Origin of the sequence: Streptomyces sp. SLBN-8D4 (assembly GCF_049739545.1) — a bacterium.
Classification (GTDB): Bacteria; Actinomycetota; Actinomycetes; order Streptomycetales; family Streptomycetaceae; genus Streptomyces; species Streptomyces canus_C.
The window spans coordinates 5,428,345-5,449,405 of record NZ_JBMGQC010000001.1 but is presented as its reverse complement, the minus strand read 5'-3'; the positions used below and the strand labels follow the sequence as shown (position 1 = coordinate 5,449,405).

The window sequence follows — 21,061 nt, the reverse complement described above, 5'->3', positions numbered from 1 at the left end:
GCCGAGAAGATCAATGCCCCGCCAACGTGTCGAAAATGCGAGGCATGCGAGGATTGCCGGGGTAAAGACTCGTGCCGACCCCACACGTGGTTACCCAGCTCACGCCGAGGTTCCTCCTCTGCGCCCCCGCACATGCATCCATGCGCCCCGGATGCGGAATCGATGCGCTGCCCCCGCGCGCGCAGGTCCTGGCCCGGCCGTAACCCGAGGTGGGTGCGGGAGTTGTGTTCAGCGTGGAAGAGACGATCGCGGGTACCGAAGCCGCTCAGATTCCGAAGCAGCGCGGGGAATCGCTGCTGGAGACAGCCGTACGATACGCCGAGGAGCGTCACTGGGACGTCTTCCCCGGCACCTGGCTGGAAGCCGTCGACGGGGTGCAGCGGTGCTCCTGCGGTGACCCCGCGTGCGCCGTGCCCGGGGCGCATCCCTCTCGGGAGGACTGGGCGACGCAGGCCACGGGCAGTGCGACGGTCGCGCGCCGGATGTGGCAGAAGCAGCCGACCGCTTCGATTCTGCTGCCGACCGGGCGGACCTTCGACGCGATCTCCGTGGCCGACACGGCCGGGTTCCTCGCGCTCGCGCGCATGGAGCGCATGGAGTTGACACTGGGGCCCGTGACGCTGACGCCGGATCGTCGGATGCAGTTCTTCGTGCTGCCCGGGGCGTCGGTGAAGCTGCCGGACCTGGTGCGGAAGCTGGGCTGGACGCCGTCGTCGCTCGATCTGGTGGCGCTGGGTGAGGGCGCCTACGTGGCGGCTCCCCCTACGCGCTACGGATCGTCCGGCGCCGTTCAGTGGGCCTGTCGTCCGACCCCCGCGAACCGTTGGCTGCCGGACGCCGAGGAGCTGATCTCGCCGCTTGCCTATGCGTGCGGCCGGGACAGGTGACCTGCGCGCCGCGCCGCGCCCCTACAGTTGGCGTTCATGACGTCGGCTGTGAGTGTGCGTGGTCTCTGGAAGCGGTTTGGGCAGCAAGTAGCCGTTGCCGGGATCGATCTGGAGCTCCCCGCGGGGAAGTTCATCGGTCTTGTGGGCCCGAACGGCGCCGGGAAGACCACCACTCTCTCCATGGTGACCGGGCTGCTCCGCCCCGATCAGGGGTCCGTCTCGGTCGTCGGCCACGACGTGTGGCAGGACCCGGTGGCCGTGAAGGCACGGATCGGCGTCCTGCCCGAGGGACTGCGGCTGTTCGAGCGGCTCTCCGGGCGTGAACTGCTCGGGTACTCCGGGCGGTTGCGGGGGCTGCCCGGGGGCGAGGTCGACCGGCGGGCCGCTCAGCTGCTCGACGTGCTCGATCTGGCGGGGGCCCAGCACAAGCTGGTCGTCGACTACTCGACCGGGATGCGGAAGAAGATCGGGCTCGCGGCCGCCCTGCTCCACAACCCGGAAGTGCTGTTTCTCGACGAGCCCTTCGAGGGCGTCGACCCCGTCTCCGCGCAGACCATCCGGGGCGTCCTTGAGCGGTACACCGCCTCCGGCGCCACCGTCGTCTTCTCCTCGCACGTGATGGAGCTCGTGGAGTCCCTGTGCGACTGGGTGGCCGTAATGGCCGCCGGCCGCATCCGTGCCCACGGGCCGCTCGACGAGGTACGCGGCGCCGCGCCCTCGCTGCAGCGCGCCTTCCTGGAACTCGTGGGCGCACAGGGGCAGGACGCCGGGGCGAACCTGGACTGGCTGGGCGGCGGGGCCCGATGACCGCCGACATCACCCCGGTCGTCGTACGGCTGAAGCTGTCGCTGCTGCGCAACGGGCTGCGCCAGTCCGGCGGGCGGCGGGCCGCCTACATCGCCTCGGCCGTCGCCGTACTGCTCTTCTCCGTCCTGCAGCTGCTCGGCCTCATCGCCCTGCGCGGCGACGAGCACGCCGGCTCCGTCGTCGTCCCGCTGGTGGCCGTGCTGGCGGTCGGCTGGGCCGTGATGCCGCTGTTCTTCCCCGGCGGCGACGAGACCCTCGACCCCACCCGCCTGGTGATGCTGCCGCTGCGGCCCCGGCCCCTGGTGCGGGCGCTCCTGGTGGCCTCACTGCTCGGCATAGGGCCGGTGTTCACGCTGTGCGTGCTCGTCGGGTCCGTCGTCTCGGTCGCGCACGGCGCGACGGCGTACGTCTTCTCCGTGCTCGGTGCCGTGCTCGCGCTGCTGGTCTGCGTGGCACTCGCGCGGGCCGTCGCGGTCGCCAACATCCGGCTGCTGACCAGCCGCAAGGGCCGCGATCTGGCGGTGCTGAGCGGACTCGTCATCGCCGTCGGCGCGCAGGTCGTGAACTTCGGGGCGCAGCGCCTCGGTTCGGGCGGCCTGGGGCAGCTGGACGGTCCCGCGGAGGTGTTGAAGTGGGTGCCGCCCGCGTCGGCGATCGGGGCGGTCGACTCGGCGAGTGAGGGGGCGTACGGGACCGCCGTCCTGCAACTCGCGCTGTCCGCCGCCGCACTGGCGGGACTGCTTGCGCTCTGGAGCCGTCATCTGACCCGGCTGATGACCTCCCCGGACGGCTCCACGCTCCCCTCCGCCGAGGGGGCCGCCCGGGAGCGGAAGTCGACGGGACTCGCCCGGCTGCTGCCGGCCGGCCGCACCGGCACCGTCATGGAACGCAGCCTGCGCTATGTCTGGCGCGACCCCAAGACCAAGGCCGCGTGGGTGACATCGCTGGCCATCGGGCTGATCGTGCCGGTGTTCAATGCGGTGCAGGGCACGGGGTCCATCTACTTCGCGTGCTTCGCCGCGGGCATGCTCGGCGTGCAGATGTACAACCAGTTCGGGCAGGACACCTCGGCGTTCTGGATGGTCGCGATGACGATCTCCTCGACGCGGGACGCCTACGTCGAACTACGCGCGCGTGCGCTGGCCTTGCTGGTGATCACCTTGCCGTACGCCACTGTCGTCACGGTCGTCACGACCGCGCTGATCGACGACTGGCCGAAGCTGCCCGAGGTGCTCGGTGTGTCCTTCGCGCTGCTCGGGGCGATGCTGGCGACCGGGGCGTGGACGTCGGCGCGCTTCCCTTACTCGATCCCGCAGGAGGGCTACAAGAACGTGGCCCCGGGGCAGTCCGGTCTCGCCGCGGCCGCCGTCGTCGGCGGAATGGTCTCGGCGGCCCTGCTGTGCGCCCCCGTGATCGCCCTGACGATCTGGGCCAACCTCAGCGCGGACGGCGACGACTGGAGCTGGGTGCTGCTGCCGGTCGGCGCGGTGTACGGGGCCGCCATCACCTGGACCGGCCTGCGACTGGCGGCCCCGCGCACGGCCCGCCGGCTGCCGGAGATCCTGATGGCGGTCAGCAAGGGCTGAGTGCGCTCACACAGAGCTCACACAAGACCGTCCAGGCCGTCCAGGAAGGGCTCTATGGCGGCCCGCCAGGCCTCCGGCTGGTCGTAGTGGACGAGGTGGCCGGCGTCGGCGACCTCGGCGTACTCACCGCGGGGCAGGACGCGGACCATCTCCTGGGCCTCGGCACGGCCCAGTTCGCCGTCGAGACCGCGGACGACCAGGGCGGGGCACCTGACCTGGGTGAGTTCCTCCCAGTGGGCGTCGTAGACCCAGGTCTCGCGGGACGACAGCATCTGCTCGGGCTCGAAGACGGGGCGCCAGCCGTCGGGGGACTCGGCCATCACCTCGGCGTAGAACTCGCCGCGCGCCGGGTTGGGCCGCTCCACCCAGGGGTCGTCCTCGCCGAACCACTTGCGTACGTCGGCCAGCGTGGCGAAGGGGACCGGCCAGGCCTTGAACCACTCGCCCCACTCCCGCTGCGAGGCGGCGCCGAGGGCGGAGGCCCTCATGTCGCAGATGATCACTCCGCGGACCAGGTCGGGCCGGCGGGCGGCGAGCTGCCAGGCGGTCAGGGCGCCCATGGCATGGCCGATGAGGACGGTCGGGGCGAGGCCGAGCTGTTCGAGGGCGGCCTCGGCGTCCTCGACGTACGCGTCACGGGTGAAGGCGGCCCGAGGGGGCTTGTCGCTCTGGCCGTGCCCGCGCTGGTCGAGCGCGACGGCCCGGTAGCGCTCGGAGAGCCAGCGGGCGGTGGACGCCCAGTGCGAGGCACGGCCCATCAGGCCGTGGAGTAACAGCACCCCGGGTGATCGTTTCTCCGGAGCCTGCGGGGTCTCCCCTGCCGGGTCCGCCCGGTCGGGCGGGTCGGTCTTGAGCGGGTCGGTCTTGGGAGGGTCACCGAACTCCCAGGCCGCAAGACGTACGCCGCCCGCCCCGGTCACGTCGATCCGCCGCGCCATTGGCACCCCCCTAGCTCCCCTGGCCGCTGTGCCTGCCCTGCCTGCCGATTCCTTGTCGTACACCCCTGTAGCGCACGTCCCCCGCGCCCCGTCACCCACAGACCATCGAATCTATCGAATGCGCATTCGGAAATCGGGTCTCGCGCGGTAACACCCCTCGTTCGAGTGACCCCCCTCAAGGAATGATCGCCGCAGCCGAGGGGAGATCTTCAACGGGAGGCGGACCGCTCGGGGACATCGGTCCGAGGGGAATGACCCTGGGAGCTCGGGGCTCCGGGTCAGCACAGGGGAGGACCGGCCCCGGCACCGAAAGGTGCCGGGGCCATCCCCACGTCCACGGCACATCCGCCCGCCCCCCTCAGGTCATATGCCCCACGCGACAGCCTCGCACGGGAAGCGTCGGAGCGCTGCGATTCCGCACGGTGAATCTCGGATTCGCCGAGACCCGCAAACACCCCAACCGCCTCACCGGTTCCGGGAACCGAGAACCAGTGCCGCCCCCCGCGCGGCCGCTCAGCGCTTGGCGACGAACACGTGCGAGGCGACATCCGACTCCAGCTCGGCGGCCTCGCCGCCGCTGCCCACCAGCACCCCGCCGGGCGACTCGGTCACGCTCACCACCGAACCGGGCTGCACACCCGCCCGACGCAGCGTGTACATCAGCTGCGCGTCCGTCTGGATCGGCTCGCCGATACGGCGCACGACCACCGTCTTGCCGTCGAGACCCGGGTCCAGCTCGGCCAGCGAGACCATGCCCTCGTCCAGGAAGGGGTGCGGGCCGTCCTTCTCGCCCAGCTCCTCAAGACCCGGGATCGGGTTGCCGTACGGCGACTCGGTGGGGTGGCGCAGCAGCTCCAGCACCCGGCGCTCCACCGCCTCGCTCATCACGTGCTCCCAGCGACACGCCTCCGCGTGGACCTGCTCCCACTCCAGGCCGATCACATCGACGAGCAGGCACTCCGCGAGCCGGTGCTTTCGCATCACACGGGTGGCCAGGCGCCGGCCCTCGTCCGTCAGCTCCAGGTGCCGGTCACTGGCGACGGACACCAGTCCGTCGCGCTCCATCCGCGCCACGGTCTGGCTGACGGTGGGCCCGCTCTGGTCGAGCCGCTCGGCGATCCGGGCGCGCATGGGGACCACACCTTCCTCCTCCAGCTCAAGGATGGTGCGGAGATACATCTCCGTGGTGTCGATCAGTCCGGACATACGTGCCCCTTGATGAGATCTGCCGGAAGCACGACAGCTTCCCGGTTCGTGCGCTGGCCCTGCCGTCAATTCTGCCGGATGCCACTGACAAGCGTGCCGCGCCGTTGGAACCACGCGGTTACGAGCAGGCGCGCGTCCGTATTGACATCCCACTGGTCCAGACCGCACGGTGATCCGCGACACGGCGACGAAGGGTGGGACGACGCATGGGCGACACGGGCTCCGCGAGCGCTGACGGCAGGCTGTCCGGACAGTTCCTCGACGCCGCGATCGGGCTGCTGCAGCGGCTCCGCGACGAGGAGGCCGAGTCGATCGCGGCGGCCGGTGAGCTCCTGGCCGACACCGTCGCCTCCGGCGGCCGCCTCTTCGCCTTCGGCGCCGGACACTCCTCGCTCGCCGCGCAGGACCTCGTCTACCGGGCCGGCGGACTCGCCCTGATGAACCTGCTGACCGTGCCGGGAGTCGTGGGCGTCGACGTCATGCCGGCGACCCTGGGCTCGGCCCTGGAGCGGGTGGACGGTCTCGCGAGCGCGGTCCTGACCTGCTCGCCCCTCCGCGCGGGCGACACCCTGGTGATCATCTCCCTCTCCGGCCGCAACGCGCTCCCCGTGGAGATGGCCCTCGGTGCCCGCGCCCTCGGTGTGCGGGTCATCGGCGTGACCTCGGTCGCCTACACGACGTCGACGAAGCCCCGCCACAGTTCGGGCACCTTCCTGAAGGACCACTGCGACGTCGTGCTCGACTCCAAGATCGCCCCGGGCGACGCGGAACTCTCCCTGGACACGGTCCCGGCCCCCTTCGCCCCGGCCTCCACGGTCGTGACCTCGGCGCTGCTCCAGTCCGTGATGGCCACGGCGGCGGGCGCGCTGGCGGAGCGCGGGATCGAGCCGCCGCTGCTGCGGTCGGGGAACGTGGACGGCGGCCTGGAGTGGAACGAGCGGGTCTTCGAGGAGTACGGGGACCGGATCTTCTACCGGCAGTAGGGCCCTGCGGGACAACGCAGACGACCCGCGAGCTCGGGTCCCTCCACCTTGCGGCGGGGGAGCCGGCCGGACGTTACCGGCGAGCTCGCGGGTCGGGTGACTGCGTTGAATTGGCCGGCTGCGTGCACCTCGTACACGCTGGTCCGGCACCGCACTGAATGTGGTGGCAGGCCGCTAGCCCGCAGCCACCTCGCGCGTCCGGGTTTCACTCATGTACCCGATCACCTCCCTTCGGCGTGACCCACACATTAGGAAGCGTCCCGGCGCGGATCAACCGGTTTTCCAGAAACATGTGCGGTCTCGCCGACCCAGAATGAAGACCGGGACAGAGGTGGACGCGCGGAAGGGATTGGTGACCGTGGCTGAGCTGCGGATCGTGCCCGTGGTCGGGGACGGCATGGCCGAGGAGTGGCGGCACGTGCACAACGTGATCGTGCCGCCGGCCGCCATGAGCGCCGAGGAGGTGGGCGAGCGCGTGCGGCGGTACCGGCTGGAGAACGCGTATCTCGGGGACACGCTCGTGGGCTGCTCGACCGTCCGGCCGCCGGACGGGGAGGACGCCGTGGCGACCGTCATCGCGCGTGTGCTGCCCGATTACCGGGGACGGGGTTTCGGGACGGCTCTCTACGAGAAGGGTCTTGATCATGCGCGTGTGCTCGGCGCCCGGGTGATCGAGACATGCGTGCTGGCCGTCAACGGGGACGGCGTGCGGTTCGCGCGGGCGCGCGGGTTCGTCGAGGTCGACCGGTATGTGCTGGACGGCGAGAGCGACGAGTGGATCGACCTGCGGCTGGAGCCGGACCGGAGAACTGTTTGAGGTGATTCGGAGCGTTTCCGACGTACAACGATTCCTTCAATCTTGCGGGAACCCGGTGTGTGCTGGGTCACGTTCGAGTTGAATGATTGTTGGTGAGCGAACCGACGTGCGGTACGTACGGACGCGGCAGCTGGCAGGGGGTCCAGGTGAGTGCTTCCCGGCGTAGTGGGACCACCGACGAGCTGGGGCCGGACGGGCCCGAGCCGGACGGGCCTGAGGGCTCGGGCGGCTCGGATCTGCTCGCCGCCCTGCTGGACGGCATGGACGCGGCACTGTGTGCCTTCGACGCGGACGGTGTCGTCACCCACTGGAATCGTGAGGCCGAGCGCATCCTCGGCTGGACCGCGGCCGAGGCCGTGGGGCGGCACGGCTTCGCCGGCTGGGCCGTACGGCGGGCCGACGCCGAGGAGGTCGAGGGGCGGCTGATGTCCGCCATGCAGGCGCCCGGCCGGCAGGTGCACGAGTTCGCGCTGCTGACCAAGGACGGCGGCCGGGTCCTGGTCCGCACCCAGTCCGCGGCCGTGCGCGGGCCCGACGGGAAGCCGGCCGGGGTGTACTGCGCCTTCAGCGAGGTGCACACGCAGATCGACCTGGAGCGGTCGATCGCGCTCAGCGAGGCGCTGTTCGAGGACGCCTCGTGGGGTGTCGTGCTGGTCGACGCCGATCTGCGGCCCGCCGTGGTCAACGCGCACGCGGCCCGGTCGCTGGGCGTCGGGCGTACGTCCGTGCTGGGGCGGCCGCTCGGGGAGTTGCTGGCGCAGGGCGTGGAGGAGCTGGAGAGCGCGCTGACCCATGTGCTGGCGGAGGGCGCGCCGCCGGCACCGGCCGAGATCTGGGTGACGGTGCGCACGCCGGACGGCGAGAAGCGGCGCTGCTGGCGCTGCGGCTTCGTACGGCTGTCCTCGCCGCTCGCGGAGGAGCCGGTGCCGTTGGGCGTCGCCTGGCTGTTCCAGGACGTCACCGAGGCCAAGCAGAGCGAGCAGGAGGCCTCGCTGCTGCGGTTCCGGACGAACCAGCTGCACCGGGCGGCCCGGGCGGCGGCGGAGTGCGAGGACCCGGCCGAGGCCGCCGTCGTCCATCTGGACTTCGCCCTCGCCGGGTTCGCCGACCACGCGCTGATCGACCGGGTGGCCGGGGGCGCGGTGGCCGACGGTGAGGAGACCGGTCCGGTCCGTCTCGTACGGGTCGCCGCGACGCCCTCCGGGGCACCGGGGCCGAGTCTGCAGGCGTCGGGCGCGGCCGGGCTGCCCGTGCGGTACGGGGAGGGGCATCCGGCCCTGCAGTGCGCGGACCGGGCGGGGTCGGTGCGGGCCAGTGTGGGGGCGGTGTCGGGCGACCGGGCCCGCGAGTGGGCGGAGGCCCGTCAGTGGCCGCCGGACGTGGTGCACGCGTTGTGCGCGGTGCTGCGCAGCCGGGGTCGCACCCTTGGGGTCGTGACGTTCCTGCGGGGCTCCGGGAGGGGCCAGTTCGAGCGGGGCGACGCGGTGTACGCGGAGGACGTGGCGGTACGGATCGCGGCCGCGCTGGATCTCGGTGGCGTGGTGGGCCGGGCGCAGTAGGGGGCAGGGTGCCGCGGCCGCCTGGCTCCCCCGGACTTACGGCCTTACGGTCTCACGGGTTCAGCCGCTCCACCCGCCAGCTCCCGTCCGCCTCGGCCACGTACCGCAGCCGGTCGTGCAGCCGGTTCTCGCGCCCCTGCCAGAACTCGACCTGCTGCGGCGCCACCCGGAAGCCGCCCCAGTGCGGCGGCACCGGGACCTGTTCGCCCTCGGGGTAGCGCGCGGCCAGTTCGGCGTACGCGGCGTCGACCTGCTCACGGGTCTCGACCACCGAGGACTGCTCGCTGGCCCAGGCGCCGAGCTGGGAGCCGTGCGGGCGGGTGCGGAAGTAGGCGGCGGTCTCGTCGCGGCCGGTGCGGCGGGCGAGGCCGGTGACGATGACCTGGCGGGCCATGGGGTGCCAGGGGAAGAGCAGGGAGACGTACGGGTTCTGTGCGAGGTCCTGCGCCTTGCGGGAGCCGTAGTTCGTGTAGAAGACGAAGCCCTCCTCGTCGAACTGTTTGAGCAGGACCGTGCGGGCGCTGGGACGGCCCTCGGCGTCCGCGGTGGACACGACCATGGCGTTCGGCTCGAAGAGGTGCGCCTCGGTGGCCGCCTGCTTGAACCAGCGGGCGAACTGTTCGACGGGCGTGGCGGCCAGCTCGCTCTCGGCGAGACCTTCCGCGCGGTACTGCTGGCGCATGGAGGCGGGGTCCGGGAAGACGGCGTGTGCTGCGTCGGTCACGTCGTCATCTTGCCGTACGGATCGCGTCCCCACGGGTGGTGGCACTGAGTGCCGCTTGCCCTCCCCAAAGGTGGCACTCGGGGATATCGTGGCGTCATCCGTCGTACGCATCATGAGGAGCCGCCTGATGTCCGACCACGACCCCGGCTTTGACCCCGGTTTCGTACCCGGCCTCGAAGGAGTCGTCGCGTTCGAGACGGAGATCGCCGAACCGGACAAGGAGGGCGGCGCGCTGCGGTACCGGGGCGTCGACATCGAGGATCTGGTCGGCCACGTCTCGTTCGGCAACGTGTGGGGGCTGCTGGTCGACGGCGCCTTCAATCCCGGTCTGCCGCCCGCCGAGCCGTTCCCGATCCCGGTGCACTCCGGGGACATCCGCGTGGACGTCCAGTCGGCGCTGGCCATGCTCGCCCCGGTGTGGGGGCTGAAGCCGCTGCTCGACATCGATGCCGAAAGGGCGCGTGCCGACCTCGCGCGGGCCGCCGTGATGGCCCTCTCCTACGTCGCCCAGTCCGCGCGCGGGCAGGGGCTGCCGATGGTGCCGCAGCGGGAGATCGACAAGGCGCAGTCCGTGGTCGAGCGGTTCATGATCCGGTGGCGCGGGGAGCCGGACCCGAAGCACGTGGCCGCCGTGGACGCCTACTGGACGTCGGCCGCGGAGCACGGGATGAACGCGTCGACGTTCACCGCGCGCGTGATCGCCTCCACCGGAGCCGATGTGGCCGCGGCGCTCTCCGGGGCCGTGGGGGCGATGTCGGGACCGCTGCACGGCGGGGCGCCGTCCCGGGTGCTCGGGATGATCGAGGAGATCGAGCGGACCGGGGACGCCGAGGCGTACGTCAAGCAGGCGCTGGACCGCGGTGAGCGGCTGATGGGGTTCGGGCACCGGGTGTACCGGGCCGAGGACCCCCGCGCGCGCGTGCTGCGGCGGACCGCGCGGGAGCTGGGGGCGCCGCGGTTCGAGATCGCGGAGGCGCTGGAGAAGGCGGCGCTGGCGGAGCTGCACGCGCGGCGGCCGGACCGGGTGCTCGCCACCAACGTGGAGTTCTGGGCGGCGATCGTCCTCGACTTCGCGGAGGTGCCGGCGCACATGTTCACGTCGATGTTCACGTGCGCGCGTACGGCGGGCTGGTCGGCGCACATTCTTGAGCAGAAGCGGACGGGACGGTTGGTGCGGCCGTCCGCGCGGTATGTGGGGCCCGGCTCGAGGAATCCTCGGGACATCGAGGGTTACGAGAGCATCGCCCACTGAGGGGATTGCCGAGGAGCGTGGGCGACTGCGAGTCCGTGGGGGCTGGTCGCGCAGTTCCCCGCGCCCCTGAGGAGCTACAGCAGCGCCTCGTTCAGTAGTGCTGTCCACTGCGTGACCACTCTGTCCCGCCTGGCCTTGTCGTCCGTCAGCAGGTTTGCCAGGCCCAGACCCCTCGCCATGTCCAGGAGGCCCTGGACGGTCTCGCGGACGCCGGGGCGGGACTCGTCCGCTCCCAGCAGCTCCACGGCGATGCGGTGCGTCTCCCGGCCGACACGCGCCTCCAACTCGGTCACCTGCGGGCGCAGTTGCTCCTCGTTGGAGGCGGCGACCCACAGGTGGAGGGCGGCGCGGAACAGCGGGCCGGTGTAGAGGTCGACGAGGGCGGAGATCACCGCGCGCCGGTCGTCCGCCGCGCCCTGCGGGAACAGGGCGCACAGGGCCGTGGAGCGTTCTTCGGCGACGTATTCGACGGCCGCGGTGAACAGGGCCTCGCGGGTCGGGAAGTGGTGCTGGGCGGCGCCTCGGGAGACGCCGGCGCGTTCGGCGACGACGGTGACGGTGGAGCCGGCCCAGCCGTGTTCGGCGAGGCAGGCCACGGCCGCTTCGAGGAGGCGCTGCCGGGTGGCCCGGCTGCGGTCCTGCTTGGGTACGCGGTCGGCGCGGTCGCCGATCGTGGTCACACCGCCCATGAGGGATCCCGTCGTTCCAGGAAGGCTGTCATGCCCTCGCGCGCGTGCGGTGAGGCGAACAGCCGGGCCGAGAGCGCGGTCAGGTCGGCCGCGTCCCGGTCGAAGGTCTCCAGCACCTTAGCCGTGAGCAGCCGTTTCGTCTCGGCCAGGGCTTCGGGGGCGGCCCGGCGCAGACCGTCGAGGATCGGTTCGAGTACGGCGTCCACGTCGTCGCCGGCCGTAGTCACCAGGCCGGTGCGGGCCGCCTCGGCCGCGTCGAAGCGCTCGCCGGTGAGGTAGTGGCGGGCGAGGGCGCGGGGGTCGGTGCGGGGCAGCAGGGTCAGCGAGATGACCGCGGGGGCGACCCCGATGCGTACCTCGGTGAAGGCGAAGGTCGACTCGGTGGACGCGGCGGCGATGTCGCAGGCGGCGAGGAGGCCGAGGCCGCCCGCGCGGACGTGCCCGGTGACGCGTGCGACGACCGGTTTGTCCAGCTCCACGATCTGCCGCAGGAGCCCGACCAGGGTCTCCGGGTCCGGGGGGTCCTTCAGGTCGGCGCCCGCGGAGAAGGTGGTGCCGGTGTGGGTGAGGACGATCGCGCGGACCTCGCCGTCCTTGGCGCAGTCGGCCAGAGCGGAGGCGAGCTCCCCCACCAGCGCCGCCGACAGGGCGTTGCGGTTGTGCGGGGAGTCGAGGGCGAGGGTCTCGACTCCCCGCGCGCGGGTACGGGTGATCAGTGTCATGTGCGCTCCCTGAGCTGCCGTCGGAGGATCTTGCCGGAGGCGGCCCGGGGCACCGCGTCGATGAAGGTGACCTGGCGGACGCGCTTGTAGGGGGCGACGCGCTCGGCGACGTGCATCATGACCTCGCTCTCGGAGAGGTCGGGCGCGGCCGGCTGGCGGACGACGAAGGCGTGCGGGACCTCGTTGCCCTGGTCGTTGTAGGTGCCGATGACGGCCGCGTCGGCGATGGCGGGGTGGGTGAGCAGGACGGCCTCCAGTTCGGCGGGGGCCACCTGGAAGCCCTTGTACTTGATGAGCTCCTTGACCCGGTCGACGACGAACAGCCAGCCGTCGGCGTCGACATGGCCGACGTCCCCGGTGTGCAGCCAGCCGTCGGGGTCGATCATCGCGGCGGTGTCGTCGGGGCGGCCGAGGTAGCCCTTCATGATCTGCGGGCCGCGGATGAGGATCTCGCCGGGCTCGCCGGTGTCGAGGTCCTTGTCGGGGTCGTCGAGGGACACGATCCGCATCTCGGTGCCGGCGATGAGCTTGCCGACGGTTCCGGGCGGCGCCTCGCGCATGGCGGACAGGGGGACGACGTGGGTGCCGGGCGAGAGTTCCGTCATGCCGTACGCCTGGCCGACGGGCGGCAGGCCCAGCCGGGCCGAGCAGGCGGCGGCGAGTTCGGCGTCCAGCGGGGCGGCGGCGCTGACGATGTAGCGCAGGGACGAGAGGTCGTACTGCTCGATCAGCGGGTGCTTGGCGAGGGCGAGGACGATCGGCGGGGCCACGTACAGGCCGGTGATGCGGTGGTTCTGGATGGCCGCGAGGAAGGTCTCCAGGTCGAAGCGGGGCAGGACGACGACGGAGGCGCCCTGGCGCAGGGGCGCGTTCATGAGGGCCGTGAGGCCGTAGATGTGGAAGAAGGGCAGGACCGCGAGGACGCGGTCCTCGGGGCCCGCCGACATCAGCGGTTCGAGCTGGGCGAGGTTGGTGGCGATCTGGCGGTGCGTGAGCATCACGCCCTTGGGGGTGCCGGTGGTGCCCGAGGAGTACGGCAGGGCCGCCACGTCCGTCACGGGGTCGATGGCCATGTCCGGCTCAGGGGCCGTCGAGGCCAGCAGGTCGATCAGGGAGCGGTGACCGGTGGCGCTGTCGCAGACGAAGATCTCCCGTACCCCGCCCGCGAGTTCGGCCGCCCGGCGAGCGGTCTCCAGGAGCGGGGAGACGGTGACGATCCAGCGGGCCGCGGAGTCGTTGAGCTGCTTGGCGAACTCCTCCGGCGTGCAGAGCGGGTGCACGGTCGTGACGGAGGCGCCCGCGCGCGTGGCCGCGTAGAACGCGGTCGGGAAGGCGATCGTGTTGGGGCTGTGCAGCGCGAGCACGTCCCCCTTGGTGACGCCCGCCTCCGCGAGTCCCGCGGCGACCCGGCGGTGGAACCGGTCGAGCTGTCCGTACGTGAGGGTGGTGCCGTCGGTGCCGTCGATCAGGGCGGGCGCGTCACCGAACTCGGCGGCCCGGGCCAACACCGCCTCGTGGATGGGTAGTTCCAGGGGCTGGACGTCTGCGTACTCGCTGCGGAACACGGTTCCTCCAAGACGGCCTGACACCGGGTCGGCCTAGTACGACTTGGGCAGGCCCAGGGTCTGGTGGGAGACGTAGTTGAGAATCATCTCCCTGCTGACCGGTGCGATACGAGCCACGCGCGCGGCCGTTATCAGCGAGGCGATCCCGAACTCCCGGGTGAGGCCGTTGCCGCCGAGGGTGTGGACGGCCTGGTCCACGGCCTTCACGCAGGCCTCCCCCGCGGCGTACTTGGCCATGTTGGCGGCCTCTCCCGCGGCCACGTCCTCGCCCTCGTCGTAGAGGCAGGCGGCCTTCTGCATCATCAGGCGGGCCAGTTCGAGGTCGATGTGGGCCTGGGCGAGGGGGTGGGCGATCGCCTGGTGGGCGCCGATGGGGGTGTTCCACACCGTGCGGTCCTTGGCGTAGGTGATCGCCTGGGAGAGCGCGTAGCGGCCCATGCCGATCGCGAAGGCGGCCGTCATGATGCGTTCGGGGTTGAGGCCGGCGAAGAGCTGGAGGAGGCCCGCGTCCTCGTCCCCCACGAGGGCTTCGGCGGGGAGGCGTACGTCGTCGAGGGTGAGCTCGAACTGCTTCTCCTGGGCGTTCAGTTCCATCTCGATGTGGCGCCTGCCGAATCCCGGGGCATCACGCGGGACGATGAACAGGCAGGGCTTGAGGCGGCCGGTGCGGGAGTCCTCCGTACGGCCGACGATGAGGGTGGCGTCGGCTATGTCGACGCCGGAGACGAAGACCTTGCGGCCGGTCAGCAGCCAGTCGGCGCCGTCGCGGCGGGCCGTGGTGCTGATGCGGTGGCTGTTGGAGCCGGCGTCGGGTTCCGTGATGCCGAACGCCATCGTGCGGGTGCCGTCGGCGAGTGCGGGCAGCCAGTCGCGCTTCTGGGACTCCGTGCCGAACCGCGCGATCACGGTGCCGCAGATGGCCGGGGACACGATCATCATCAGGAGGGGGGCGCCGGCTGCGCCGAGCTCCTCCAGGACGATGGAGAGTTCGGCGATTCCGCCGCCTCCACCGCCGTATGCCTCCGGCAGGTTGACGCCGAGGTAGCCGAGCTTGGCTGCCTCGGACCAGAGTTGCTCTCTGTCGTAGTCGCGGCCGTGGCGTTTGCCCAGGGCGGAGACGGCTTGCCTCAGAGACTTGTGTTCTTCGGTTTCGATCGTGGGCATGTGGCTCCTTCGTCGGGGCTGGTCGCGCTCGCGCGGCGGTAGCCGCACATCGATACGGCCCCGCGCCCCTAGGTGGGTACTACAACCGCCAGTAGAGAACCGACCGTTACTTGTTGGCCAGGCACTGCGTTCAGGACGGTCAGCGTGCCCGTCACCGGCGCCGTGATCCTGTGTTCCATCTTCATCGCCTCCAGCCACAGCAGCGGCTGGCCGGCCTCCACGGCGGATCCCTCCGTCAGGCCGTCCGCGACCCGGACGACCGTCCCCGGCATGGGGGCCAGCAAGGAGCCCGGGGCGAGCTGGGCGGTCGGGTCCGGGAAGCGGGGCAGCGCCGTCAGGGCCGTGCCCCCCACGTGGACCTGGTCGCCGTACCGGGCCACCTCGAACGTCCGCCGCACGCCGTCCACTTCGAGTACGACCTCGCTCGCGCCCGCGTGGATCACCCGGACCCCGTCCGCCTCCAGGCCGTCGCGCGTATGCCGGTAGCGGACCTCGTGCTCCTCCCCCGCCATCGCGTACCGCTTCGTCTGCGGGGCCGAGTGCAGGTTGCGCCAGCCGCCGAAGCGGGAGCGGCCGGCGGCGTCCGCGAGGGCCGCCGCCAGGGGGGCGTACGGCTCCCCGGTCCCGCCGACGAGTTCCGTGAGGTGGCGGTCGTAGAAGCCCGTGTCCATGCGGGCCGTCGTGAACTCCTTGTGGCGCAGGGAGTTCACCAGCAGGTCCCGGTTGGTGGTCGGGCCGTGGATCGTCGCCTTCTCCAGGGCGCCCGCGAGTCTGCGGACCGCCTCCGCGCGCGTGGGGGCGTGTGCGACGACCTTGGCGAGCATCGGGTCGTAGTGGACGCCGATGTCGTCGCCGTTCGCGTAGCCCGTGTCCAGGCGGACGGACGGGGGGACCGAGAAGCGGTGCAGGGTGCCGGTCTGGGGGGTCCAGTCCCGGGCGGGGTCCTCGGCGTAGAGGCGGGCCTCGACGGCGTGGCCGCGCGCGCGTGGTGGGTCGTCGGGGAGCGGGGCGCCTTCGGCGACACGGATCTGTTCCGCCACCAGGTCGATGCCGAACACGGCCTCCGTCACCGGGTGTTCGACCTGGAGGCGGGTGTTCATCTCCAGGAAGTGCGCCTCGGTGCCGGAGACCAGGAACTCGACCGTGCCCGCGCCCACGTAGTCCACCGCACGCGCCGCCCGTACCGCCAGCTCGTGCAGTTCCGCCCTGAGGTCGTCGGGGAGTCCGGGGGCCGGGGCCTCCTCGATCACCTTCTGGTGGCGGCGCTGGAGGGAGCAGTCGCGGGTGCCCAGGGCCCAGACCGTGCCGTGGGTGTCGGCGAGGATCTGGACCTCGACGTGACGGCCGTCCTCGACGTACGGCTCGACGAAGACCTCGCCGTCGCCGAAGGCGCCGGCGGCCTCGGCGCGTGCGCTCTCCAGGGCGGCCGTCAGGTCCTCCATGCGGCGCACGATCCGCATGCCGCGGCCTCCGCCGCCCGCGGCCGCCTTCACCAGCACCGGCAGATCGGCCGGCGTCACGTCCCCCAGGGGCGCGAGGCCCATCAGTTCCTTGGCGCGCGTCTTGGACGCCATCGCCTCGATCGCGGACGGCGGCGGCCCGATCCAGACCAGGCCCGCGTCCAGCACGGCCCGCGCGAAGTCGGCGTTCTCGGAGAGGAAGCCGTAGCCGGGGTGCACGGCGTCGGCGCCGGAGGCCAGCGCCGCCTTCACGATCAGGTCGGCGCGCAGGTAGGTGTCGGCGGGGGCCGCGCCCGGAAGCCGTACGGCCGTGTCCGCCACGCGCGTGTGGAGGGCGTTCGCGTCCGGGTCCGAGTGCACGGCGACCGTCCGGATCCCCAGCTCATGGCAGGTGCGGAAGATCCGGCAGGCGATCTCGCCCCGGTTGGCGACGAGCACAGAAGTGATCACTGAAGGGTTCCTCACATCCGGAAGACGCCGAAGCCGCCGCGGGCGCCCTCGTAGGGCGCGGTGTGGATCGCGGACAGGCACAGTCCCAGTACGGTCCGGGTGTCGCGGGGGTCGATGACGCCGTCGTCGTAGAGCCGCCCGGACAGGAACATGGGCAGCGACTCGGACTCGATCTGCTGCTCCACCAGGGCGCGCAGGGCGGCGTCGCCCTCTTCGTCGTACGGCAGTCCCTTCGCGGCGGCCGACTGGCGGGCGACGATGGAGAGCACGCCGGCGAGCTGCTGGGGGCCCATGACGGCCGACTTGGCGCTGGGCCAGGCGAAGAGGAAACGGGGGTCGTAGGCGCGCCCGCACATGCCGTAGTGGCCCGCGCCGTACGAGGCGCCCATCAGGACGGAGAGGTGCGGGACCTTCGAGTTGCTGACCGCGTTGATCATCATCGCGCCGTGTTTGATGATGCCGCCCTGCTCGTACTCCTGGCCGACCATGTAGCCGGTGGTGTTGTGCAGGAAGAGCAGCGGGATGTCGCGCTGGTTGGCCAGCTGGATGAACTGGGCCGCCTTCTGGGACTCCTCGGAGAACAGGACCCCCTGGGCGTTGGCCAGCACCCCGATCGGATAGCCGTGGAGCGCCGCCCACCCCGTCACCAGGCTCGTCCCGTACAGGGGCTTGAACTCGTCGAAGTCGGAGGCGTCGACGATCCGGGCGATCACCTCGCGCGGGTCGAAGGGGGTGCGGAGGTCGCCGGGGACGATTCCCAGCAGTTCGTCGGCCGGGTACTTGGGCGGTTCGGCGGGGCCCGGATCGCCGTACGCCTTGCGGTGGTTGAGACGGGACACGACCCGGCGGGCCTGTCTGAGGGCGTCCTGCTCGTCCACGGCGAAGTAGTCCGCGAGACCCGACACGCGCGCGTGCATCTCGGCGCCGCCGAGGGACTCGTCGTCGCTCTCCTCGCCGGTCGCCATCTTGACGAGGGGCGGGCCGCCGAGGAACACCTTGGCCCGCTCCTTGACCATGATCACGTGGTCGGACATGCCGGGGACGTAGGCGCCGCCGGCCGTCGAGTTGCCGAAGACGACGGCGACGGTCGGTATCCCGGCCGCCGACAGCCTCGTCAGGTCCCGGAAGATCGCTCCGCCCGGGATGAAGATCTCCTTCTGCGAGGGCAGGTCGGCGCCGCCGGACTCCACCAGGCTGATGCAGGGCAGCCGGTTGGCGAGGGCGATGTCGTTGGCCCGCAGGGCCTTCTTCAGCGACCACGGATTGCTCGCGCCGCCGCGCACGGTCGGGTCGTTGGCGGTGATCAGGCACTCCACACCCGCCACCACCCCGATCCCGGTGACGAGGGAGGCGCCGACCGTGTAGTCGCTGCCCCAGGCGGCCAGCGGGGACAGTTCGAGGAAGGGCGTGTCGGGGTCGAGGAGCAGTTCGATGCGCTCGCGGGCGAGCAGCTTGCCGCGCCCCCGGTGCCGCTCGACGTACTTCTCGCCGCCGCCCGCGAGCGCCTTGGCGTGCTCGGTGTCCAGCTCGGCGAGCTTGGCGAGCATGACTTCGCGATGGGACCGGTAGTCGGAACCCGCCGGGTCGAGACCGGAGTTGATGATCGTCAAAGCAGAGCCTCCGGGATCTCCAGGTGGCGGGAGCGCAGCCATTCGCCGAGTGCCTTGGCCTGCGGGTCGAAGCGGTGCTGGGCGGCGACGCCCTCGCCGAGGATGCCCTCGACGACGAAGTTCAGGGCTCGGAGGTTGGGGAGGTCGTGGCGGGTGACGGGCAACTCGGCCGTCTCCGGGAGGAGTTCACGCAGACGGTCGACGGTGAGGGTGTGGGCGAGCCACCGCCATGCCTCGTCCGTCCGGGCCCAGACCCCGATGTTGGCGTTGCCGCCCTTGTCGCCGCTGCGGGCGCCCGCGATCAGACCGAGGGGAGCCCGGCGGGTGGGGCCTTCCGGCAGCGGTTCGGGCAGGGGTGGTGTCGGGGGATCCTCAAGTACGGCGGCCTCCCGGACTGCCGGCGCCACTGGGAGCCGTCGCCCGTCGTGGAGGACGGCCACATGGCCCACCGCCCGATGGGGGACGTACACATCCTCGAAGACCCCGTAAGGCGAGCCCTTTCCCGGTGGGGCCAGCACATGGAACCCGGGGTAGCTCGCGAGGGCCAGCTCCACGGCGGCCCCGCTGAGCGCCCGTCCGACGAGGTCCTGGTCCGCGTCCCGGACGACCAGCCTCAGCAGGGCGCCGGCGGTTTCCTCCGTCTCTGCGTCCGGGCGGTCCGTGCGGACCAGGTCCCAGCGCACGTCGGAGACCTTGGCCAGGTGTGGCTCCAGCTGCTCCCGCACCAGTGCGGCCTTGGCCTCGATGTCGAGGCCGGTCAGGACGAAGGCGACCTCGTTGCGGAAGCCGCCGAGGCGGTTGAGGCCGACCTTGAGGGTGGGGGGCGGGGCCTCGCCGCGTACGCCGGAGATCCGGACGCGGTCGGGGCCGTCCTGGGTGAGCCGGACGGTGTCGAGGCGGGCGGTGACGTCGGGACCGGCGTACCGGGCGCCCTGCGTCTCGTACAGCAGCTGGGCCGTCACCGTGCCGACGTCCACGAAGCCGCCGGTGCCGGGGTGCTTGGTGATGACGGCGGTGCCGTCCTCGTGGAGTTCGGCGAGGGGGAAGCCGGGCCTTCGCAGATCGTGCCCGCCCTCGGCGAAGAACGCGTAGTTCCCGCCGGTCGCCTGGGTCCCGCACTCCAGGACGTGCCCGGCGACGACGGCTCCCGCGAGGCGGTCGTACTCCCCAGGACCCCAGCCGAAGTGGGCGGCGGCGGGCCCGGTGACCAGGGCCGCGTCCGTCACCCGGCCGGTGACGACCACGTCCGCGCCCTCGCGCAGACAGGCGGCGATGCCGAAGCCGCCGAGGTAGGCGTGGGCGGCGAGACTGCCGGGGTGCTCGGCGGTCAGGTCGTCGCCCTCGACATGGGCGACGTTCACGTCCAGGCCCAGCCGGTCGGCCAACTCCCGGATGCGGGCGGCGAGTCCGGCGGGATTGAGGCCACCCGCGTTGGTGACGATCCTGACCCCCCGCTCCCGCGCCGTCCCCAGGCACTCCTCCAACTGCCGCAGGAATGTACGGGCATACCCGGCCCCCGGGTCCTTCAGCCGGTCCCGGCCCAGGATGAGCATGGTCAGCTCGGCGAGATAGTCGCCGGTGAGGACGTCGAGTTCACCGCCGGTGAGCATCTCGCGCAGGGCGTCGAAGCGGTCGCCGTAGAAGCCGGAGGCGTTGCCTATGCGGAGGGTCGTCCCACGGCCCACTCGGTCGGACGGTGGCTCTTGCTTGCCGGTACGGAGGGTCATCCGGCCGTTCCCTTCGCCGGGCGTCCGGCGCCGGGCGGGCCCGCGAAGGCCTGGGCGATGTCGAGCCACCGGCCCGCGTCCTCGCCCTCCGCGCGCAGGGCGAGGTCGGCGTGATGTGCCCGTTGGGTGACCAGGAGGCAGAAGTCGAGGGCGGGGCCGGTGACGCGGTCGGTGGCATCCTCGGGGCCGTAGGTCCACAACTCGCCGGAGGGGGCGGTGAGTTCGACGCGGAACGGCTCGAAGGGCGGGGTCAGTCCGTGCACGCCGAAGGCGAAGTCGCGGGTGCGGATGCCGAGCCGGACGATGTGCCGGATTCGGTCGGTGGGCGCACGGGTCACCCCCAGAGCGTCCGCCACGTCCAGGCCGTGGGCCCAGGTCTCCATGAGGCGGGCGGTGGCCATGGAGGCGGTGGACATGGGCGGGCCGTACCAGGGGAAGCGGGCCCCCTCGGGTGCCGCGCGCAGGGCCTCCGCCAGGTCCTCCCGTCCCGCCCGCCAGTAGGCGAGCAGTCGCGCCGGAGGCTTGCGGGCACCCTCCTCCGCGCCTTCGTCCACGAAGTCCCCGGGCGCGGTCATCGCCTTCTCGACCTCGCGGGAGAAGGCCTTCTGGTCGGTGACGGCGAGCAGGGAGGAGTGGTCGGTCCAGGCGAGGTGGGCGATCTGGTGGGCGACGGTCCAGCCGGGGGCGGGGGTCGGCGACGACCACTGCTCCTGGCTCAACTCGGCTACCAGCAGGTCGAGTTCCTCGCTCTCCGCACACAGGTCGTCGATGACGGGCGTGGGGTCTGCCATGGGGTGAGGATGTCAGCGACGCCAGAAACAAGCAAGCGTGCTTGCATTAATTTGGCGGACCGATGGTCACCTCCCGCCGCTGGCCGAAGACCCGATATTCGGAGGCGCCCGCCTCCGCCCTCGC

18 protein-coding genes are annotated in these 21,061 nt (G+C 71.8%); 7 read left to right on the top strand and 11 right to left on the bottom strand.

The genetic code is table 11. The features are described from left to right. Nucleotides 1-224 precede the first annotated feature (224 nt). Genes RKD20_RS24775 through RKD20_RS24765 form a run of 3 tightly spaced genes read left to right on the top strand, consistent with a single transcriptional unit; the run spans nt 225 to nt 3,280 of the window. A complete protein-coding gene (locus tag RKD20_RS24775) occupies nt 225-887 on the top strand; it encodes a bifunctional DNA primase/polymerase (RefSeq protein WP_424879627.1) in 663 nt (220 codons plus the stop codon). A gap of 36 nt (nt 888-923) precedes the next feature. Continuing rightward, the gene (locus RKD20_RS24770; RefSeq protein WP_028808354.1) at nt 924-1,694 is read left to right on the top strand and encodes an ABC transporter ATP-binding protein; all 771 of its coding nucleotides are present in this window, start codon (nt 924-926) and stop codon (nt 1,692-1,694) included. Then, entirely contained in the window at nt 1,691-3,280 is a 1,590-nt protein-coding gene (locus tag RKD20_RS24765; protein ID WP_424879626.1) for a transporter, read from the top strand. Before RKD20_RS24770 ends, RKD20_RS24765 begins: the two co-directional genes overlap by 4 nt. Nucleotides 3,281-3,297: 17 nt before the next feature. Here the strand turns inward: RKD20_RS24765 and RKD20_RS24760 are convergent, their stop codons facing one another. Next, nucleotides 3,298-4,218, bottom strand: coding sequence for an alpha/beta fold hydrolase (locus tag RKD20_RS24760; protein ID WP_424879625.1), 921 nt, complete (start codon nt 4,216-4,218; stop codon nt 3,298-3,300). A 513-nt stretch (nt 4,219-4,731) separates the two neighbouring features. Further along, nucleotides 4,732-5,424: a metal-dependent transcriptional regulator gene (locus tag RKD20_RS24755; RefSeq protein ID WP_007382808.1), complete on the bottom strand. Its 693-nt coding sequence runs from the start codon at nt 5,422-5,424 to the stop codon at nt 4,732-4,734. A gap of 206 nt (nt 5,425-5,630) precedes the next feature. Between RKD20_RS24755 and RKD20_RS24750 the strand changes: the two genes are divergently transcribed. The 3 genes from RKD20_RS24750 to RKD20_RS24740 all read left to right on the top strand — a co-directional run bounded on the left by RKD20_RS24750 (nt 5,631) and on the right by RKD20_RS24740 (nt 8,783). Then, entirely contained in the window at nt 5,631-6,407 is a 777-nt protein-coding gene (locus RKD20_RS24750; protein ID WP_424879624.1) for an SIS domain-containing protein, read from the top strand. Between the two features lie 313 nt (nt 6,408-6,720). Then, nucleotides 6,721-7,224 carry a GNAT family N-acetyltransferase gene (locus RKD20_RS24745; protein WP_424879623.1) on the top strand — a complete coding sequence of 168 codons (504 nt, stop codon included), beginning with the start codon at nt 6,721-6,723 and terminating at the stop codon, nt 7,222-7,224. A gap of 146 nt (nt 7,225-7,370) precedes the next feature. Continuing rightward, entirely contained in the window at nt 7,371-8,783 is a 1,413-nt protein-coding gene (locus RKD20_RS24740; RefSeq protein WP_424883307.1) for a PAS domain-containing protein, read from the top strand. Between the two features lie 52 nt (nt 8,784-8,835). Here the strand turns inward: RKD20_RS24740 and pdxH are convergent, their stop codons facing one another. After that, nucleotides 8,836-9,465, bottom strand: a complete 630-nt coding sequence (pdxH, locus tag RKD20_RS24735; RefSeq protein ID WP_424883306.1) for a pyridoxamine 5'-phosphate oxidase — start codon at nt 9,463-9,465, stop codon at nt 8,836-8,838. 169 nt (nt 9,466-9,634) lie between these two features. Between pdxH and RKD20_RS24730 the strand changes: the two genes are divergently transcribed. Further along, nucleotides 9,635-10,759 (top strand): citrate synthase 2, encoded by a 1,125-nt coding sequence (locus RKD20_RS24730; protein ID WP_424879622.1) that lies wholly within the window; start codon nt 9,635-9,637, stop codon nt 10,757-10,759. A gap of 74 nt (nt 10,760-10,833) precedes the next feature. Here RKD20_RS24730 and RKD20_RS24725 read toward each other — a convergent pair whose 3' ends face one another. From RKD20_RS24725 to RKD20_RS24690, 8 genes are all read right to left on the bottom strand, one after another. Then, nucleotides 10,834-11,448, bottom strand: a complete 615-nt coding sequence (locus RKD20_RS24725; RefSeq protein ID WP_424879621.1) for a TetR/AcrR family transcriptional regulator — start codon at nt 11,446-11,448, stop codon at nt 10,834-10,836. Then, nucleotides 11,436-12,170, bottom strand: coding sequence for an enoyl-CoA hydratase family protein (locus RKD20_RS24720; protein WP_424879620.1), 735 nt, complete (start codon nt 12,168-12,170; stop codon nt 11,436-11,438). Before RKD20_RS24720 ends, RKD20_RS24725 begins: the two co-directional genes overlap by 13 nt. Then, complete coding sequence (locus tag RKD20_RS24715) at nt 12,167-13,735, bottom strand: 4-coumarate--CoA ligase family protein (protein WP_424879619.1); 1,569 nt, start codon at nt 13,733-13,735, stop codon at nt 12,167-12,169. The genes RKD20_RS24720 and RKD20_RS24715 overlap by 4 nt, the downstream gene beginning before the upstream one ends. 33 nt (nt 13,736-13,768) lie before the next feature. Further along, on the bottom strand, nt 13,769-14,899 hold the full coding sequence (locus tag RKD20_RS24710; protein ID WP_424879618.1) for an acyl-CoA dehydrogenase family protein: 1,131 nt from the start codon (nt 14,897-14,899) through the stop codon (nt 13,769-13,771). Between the two features lie 68 nt (nt 14,900-14,967). Then, the gene (locus tag RKD20_RS24705) at nt 14,968-16,809 is read right to left on the bottom strand and encodes a biotin carboxylase N-terminal domain-containing protein (RefSeq protein ID WP_424879617.1); all 1,842 of its coding nucleotides are present in this window, start codon (nt 16,807-16,809) and stop codon (nt 14,968-14,970) included. Nucleotides 16,810-16,820: 11 nt separating this feature from the next. Next, nucleotides 16,821-18,461: an acyl-CoA carboxylase subunit beta gene (locus RKD20_RS24700; protein ID WP_424879616.1), complete on the bottom strand. Its 1,641-nt coding sequence runs from the start codon at nt 18,459-18,461 to the stop codon at nt 16,821-16,823. After that, nucleotides 18,416-20,146 (bottom strand): acyclic terpene utilization AtuA family protein, encoded by a 1,731-nt coding sequence (locus RKD20_RS24695; protein WP_424879615.1) that lies wholly within the window; start codon nt 20,144-20,146, stop codon nt 18,416-18,418. The genes RKD20_RS24700 and RKD20_RS24695 overlap by 46 nt, the downstream gene beginning before the upstream one ends. Then, nucleotides 20,143-20,937 carry a TIGR03084 family metal-binding protein gene (locus RKD20_RS24690; RefSeq protein WP_424879614.1) on the bottom strand — a complete coding sequence of 265 codons (795 nt, stop codon included), beginning with the start codon at nt 20,935-20,937 and terminating at the stop codon, nt 20,143-20,145. The genes RKD20_RS24695 and RKD20_RS24690 overlap by 4 nt, the downstream gene beginning before the upstream one ends. Between the last annotated feature and the right edge of the window lie 124 nt (nt 20,938-21,061).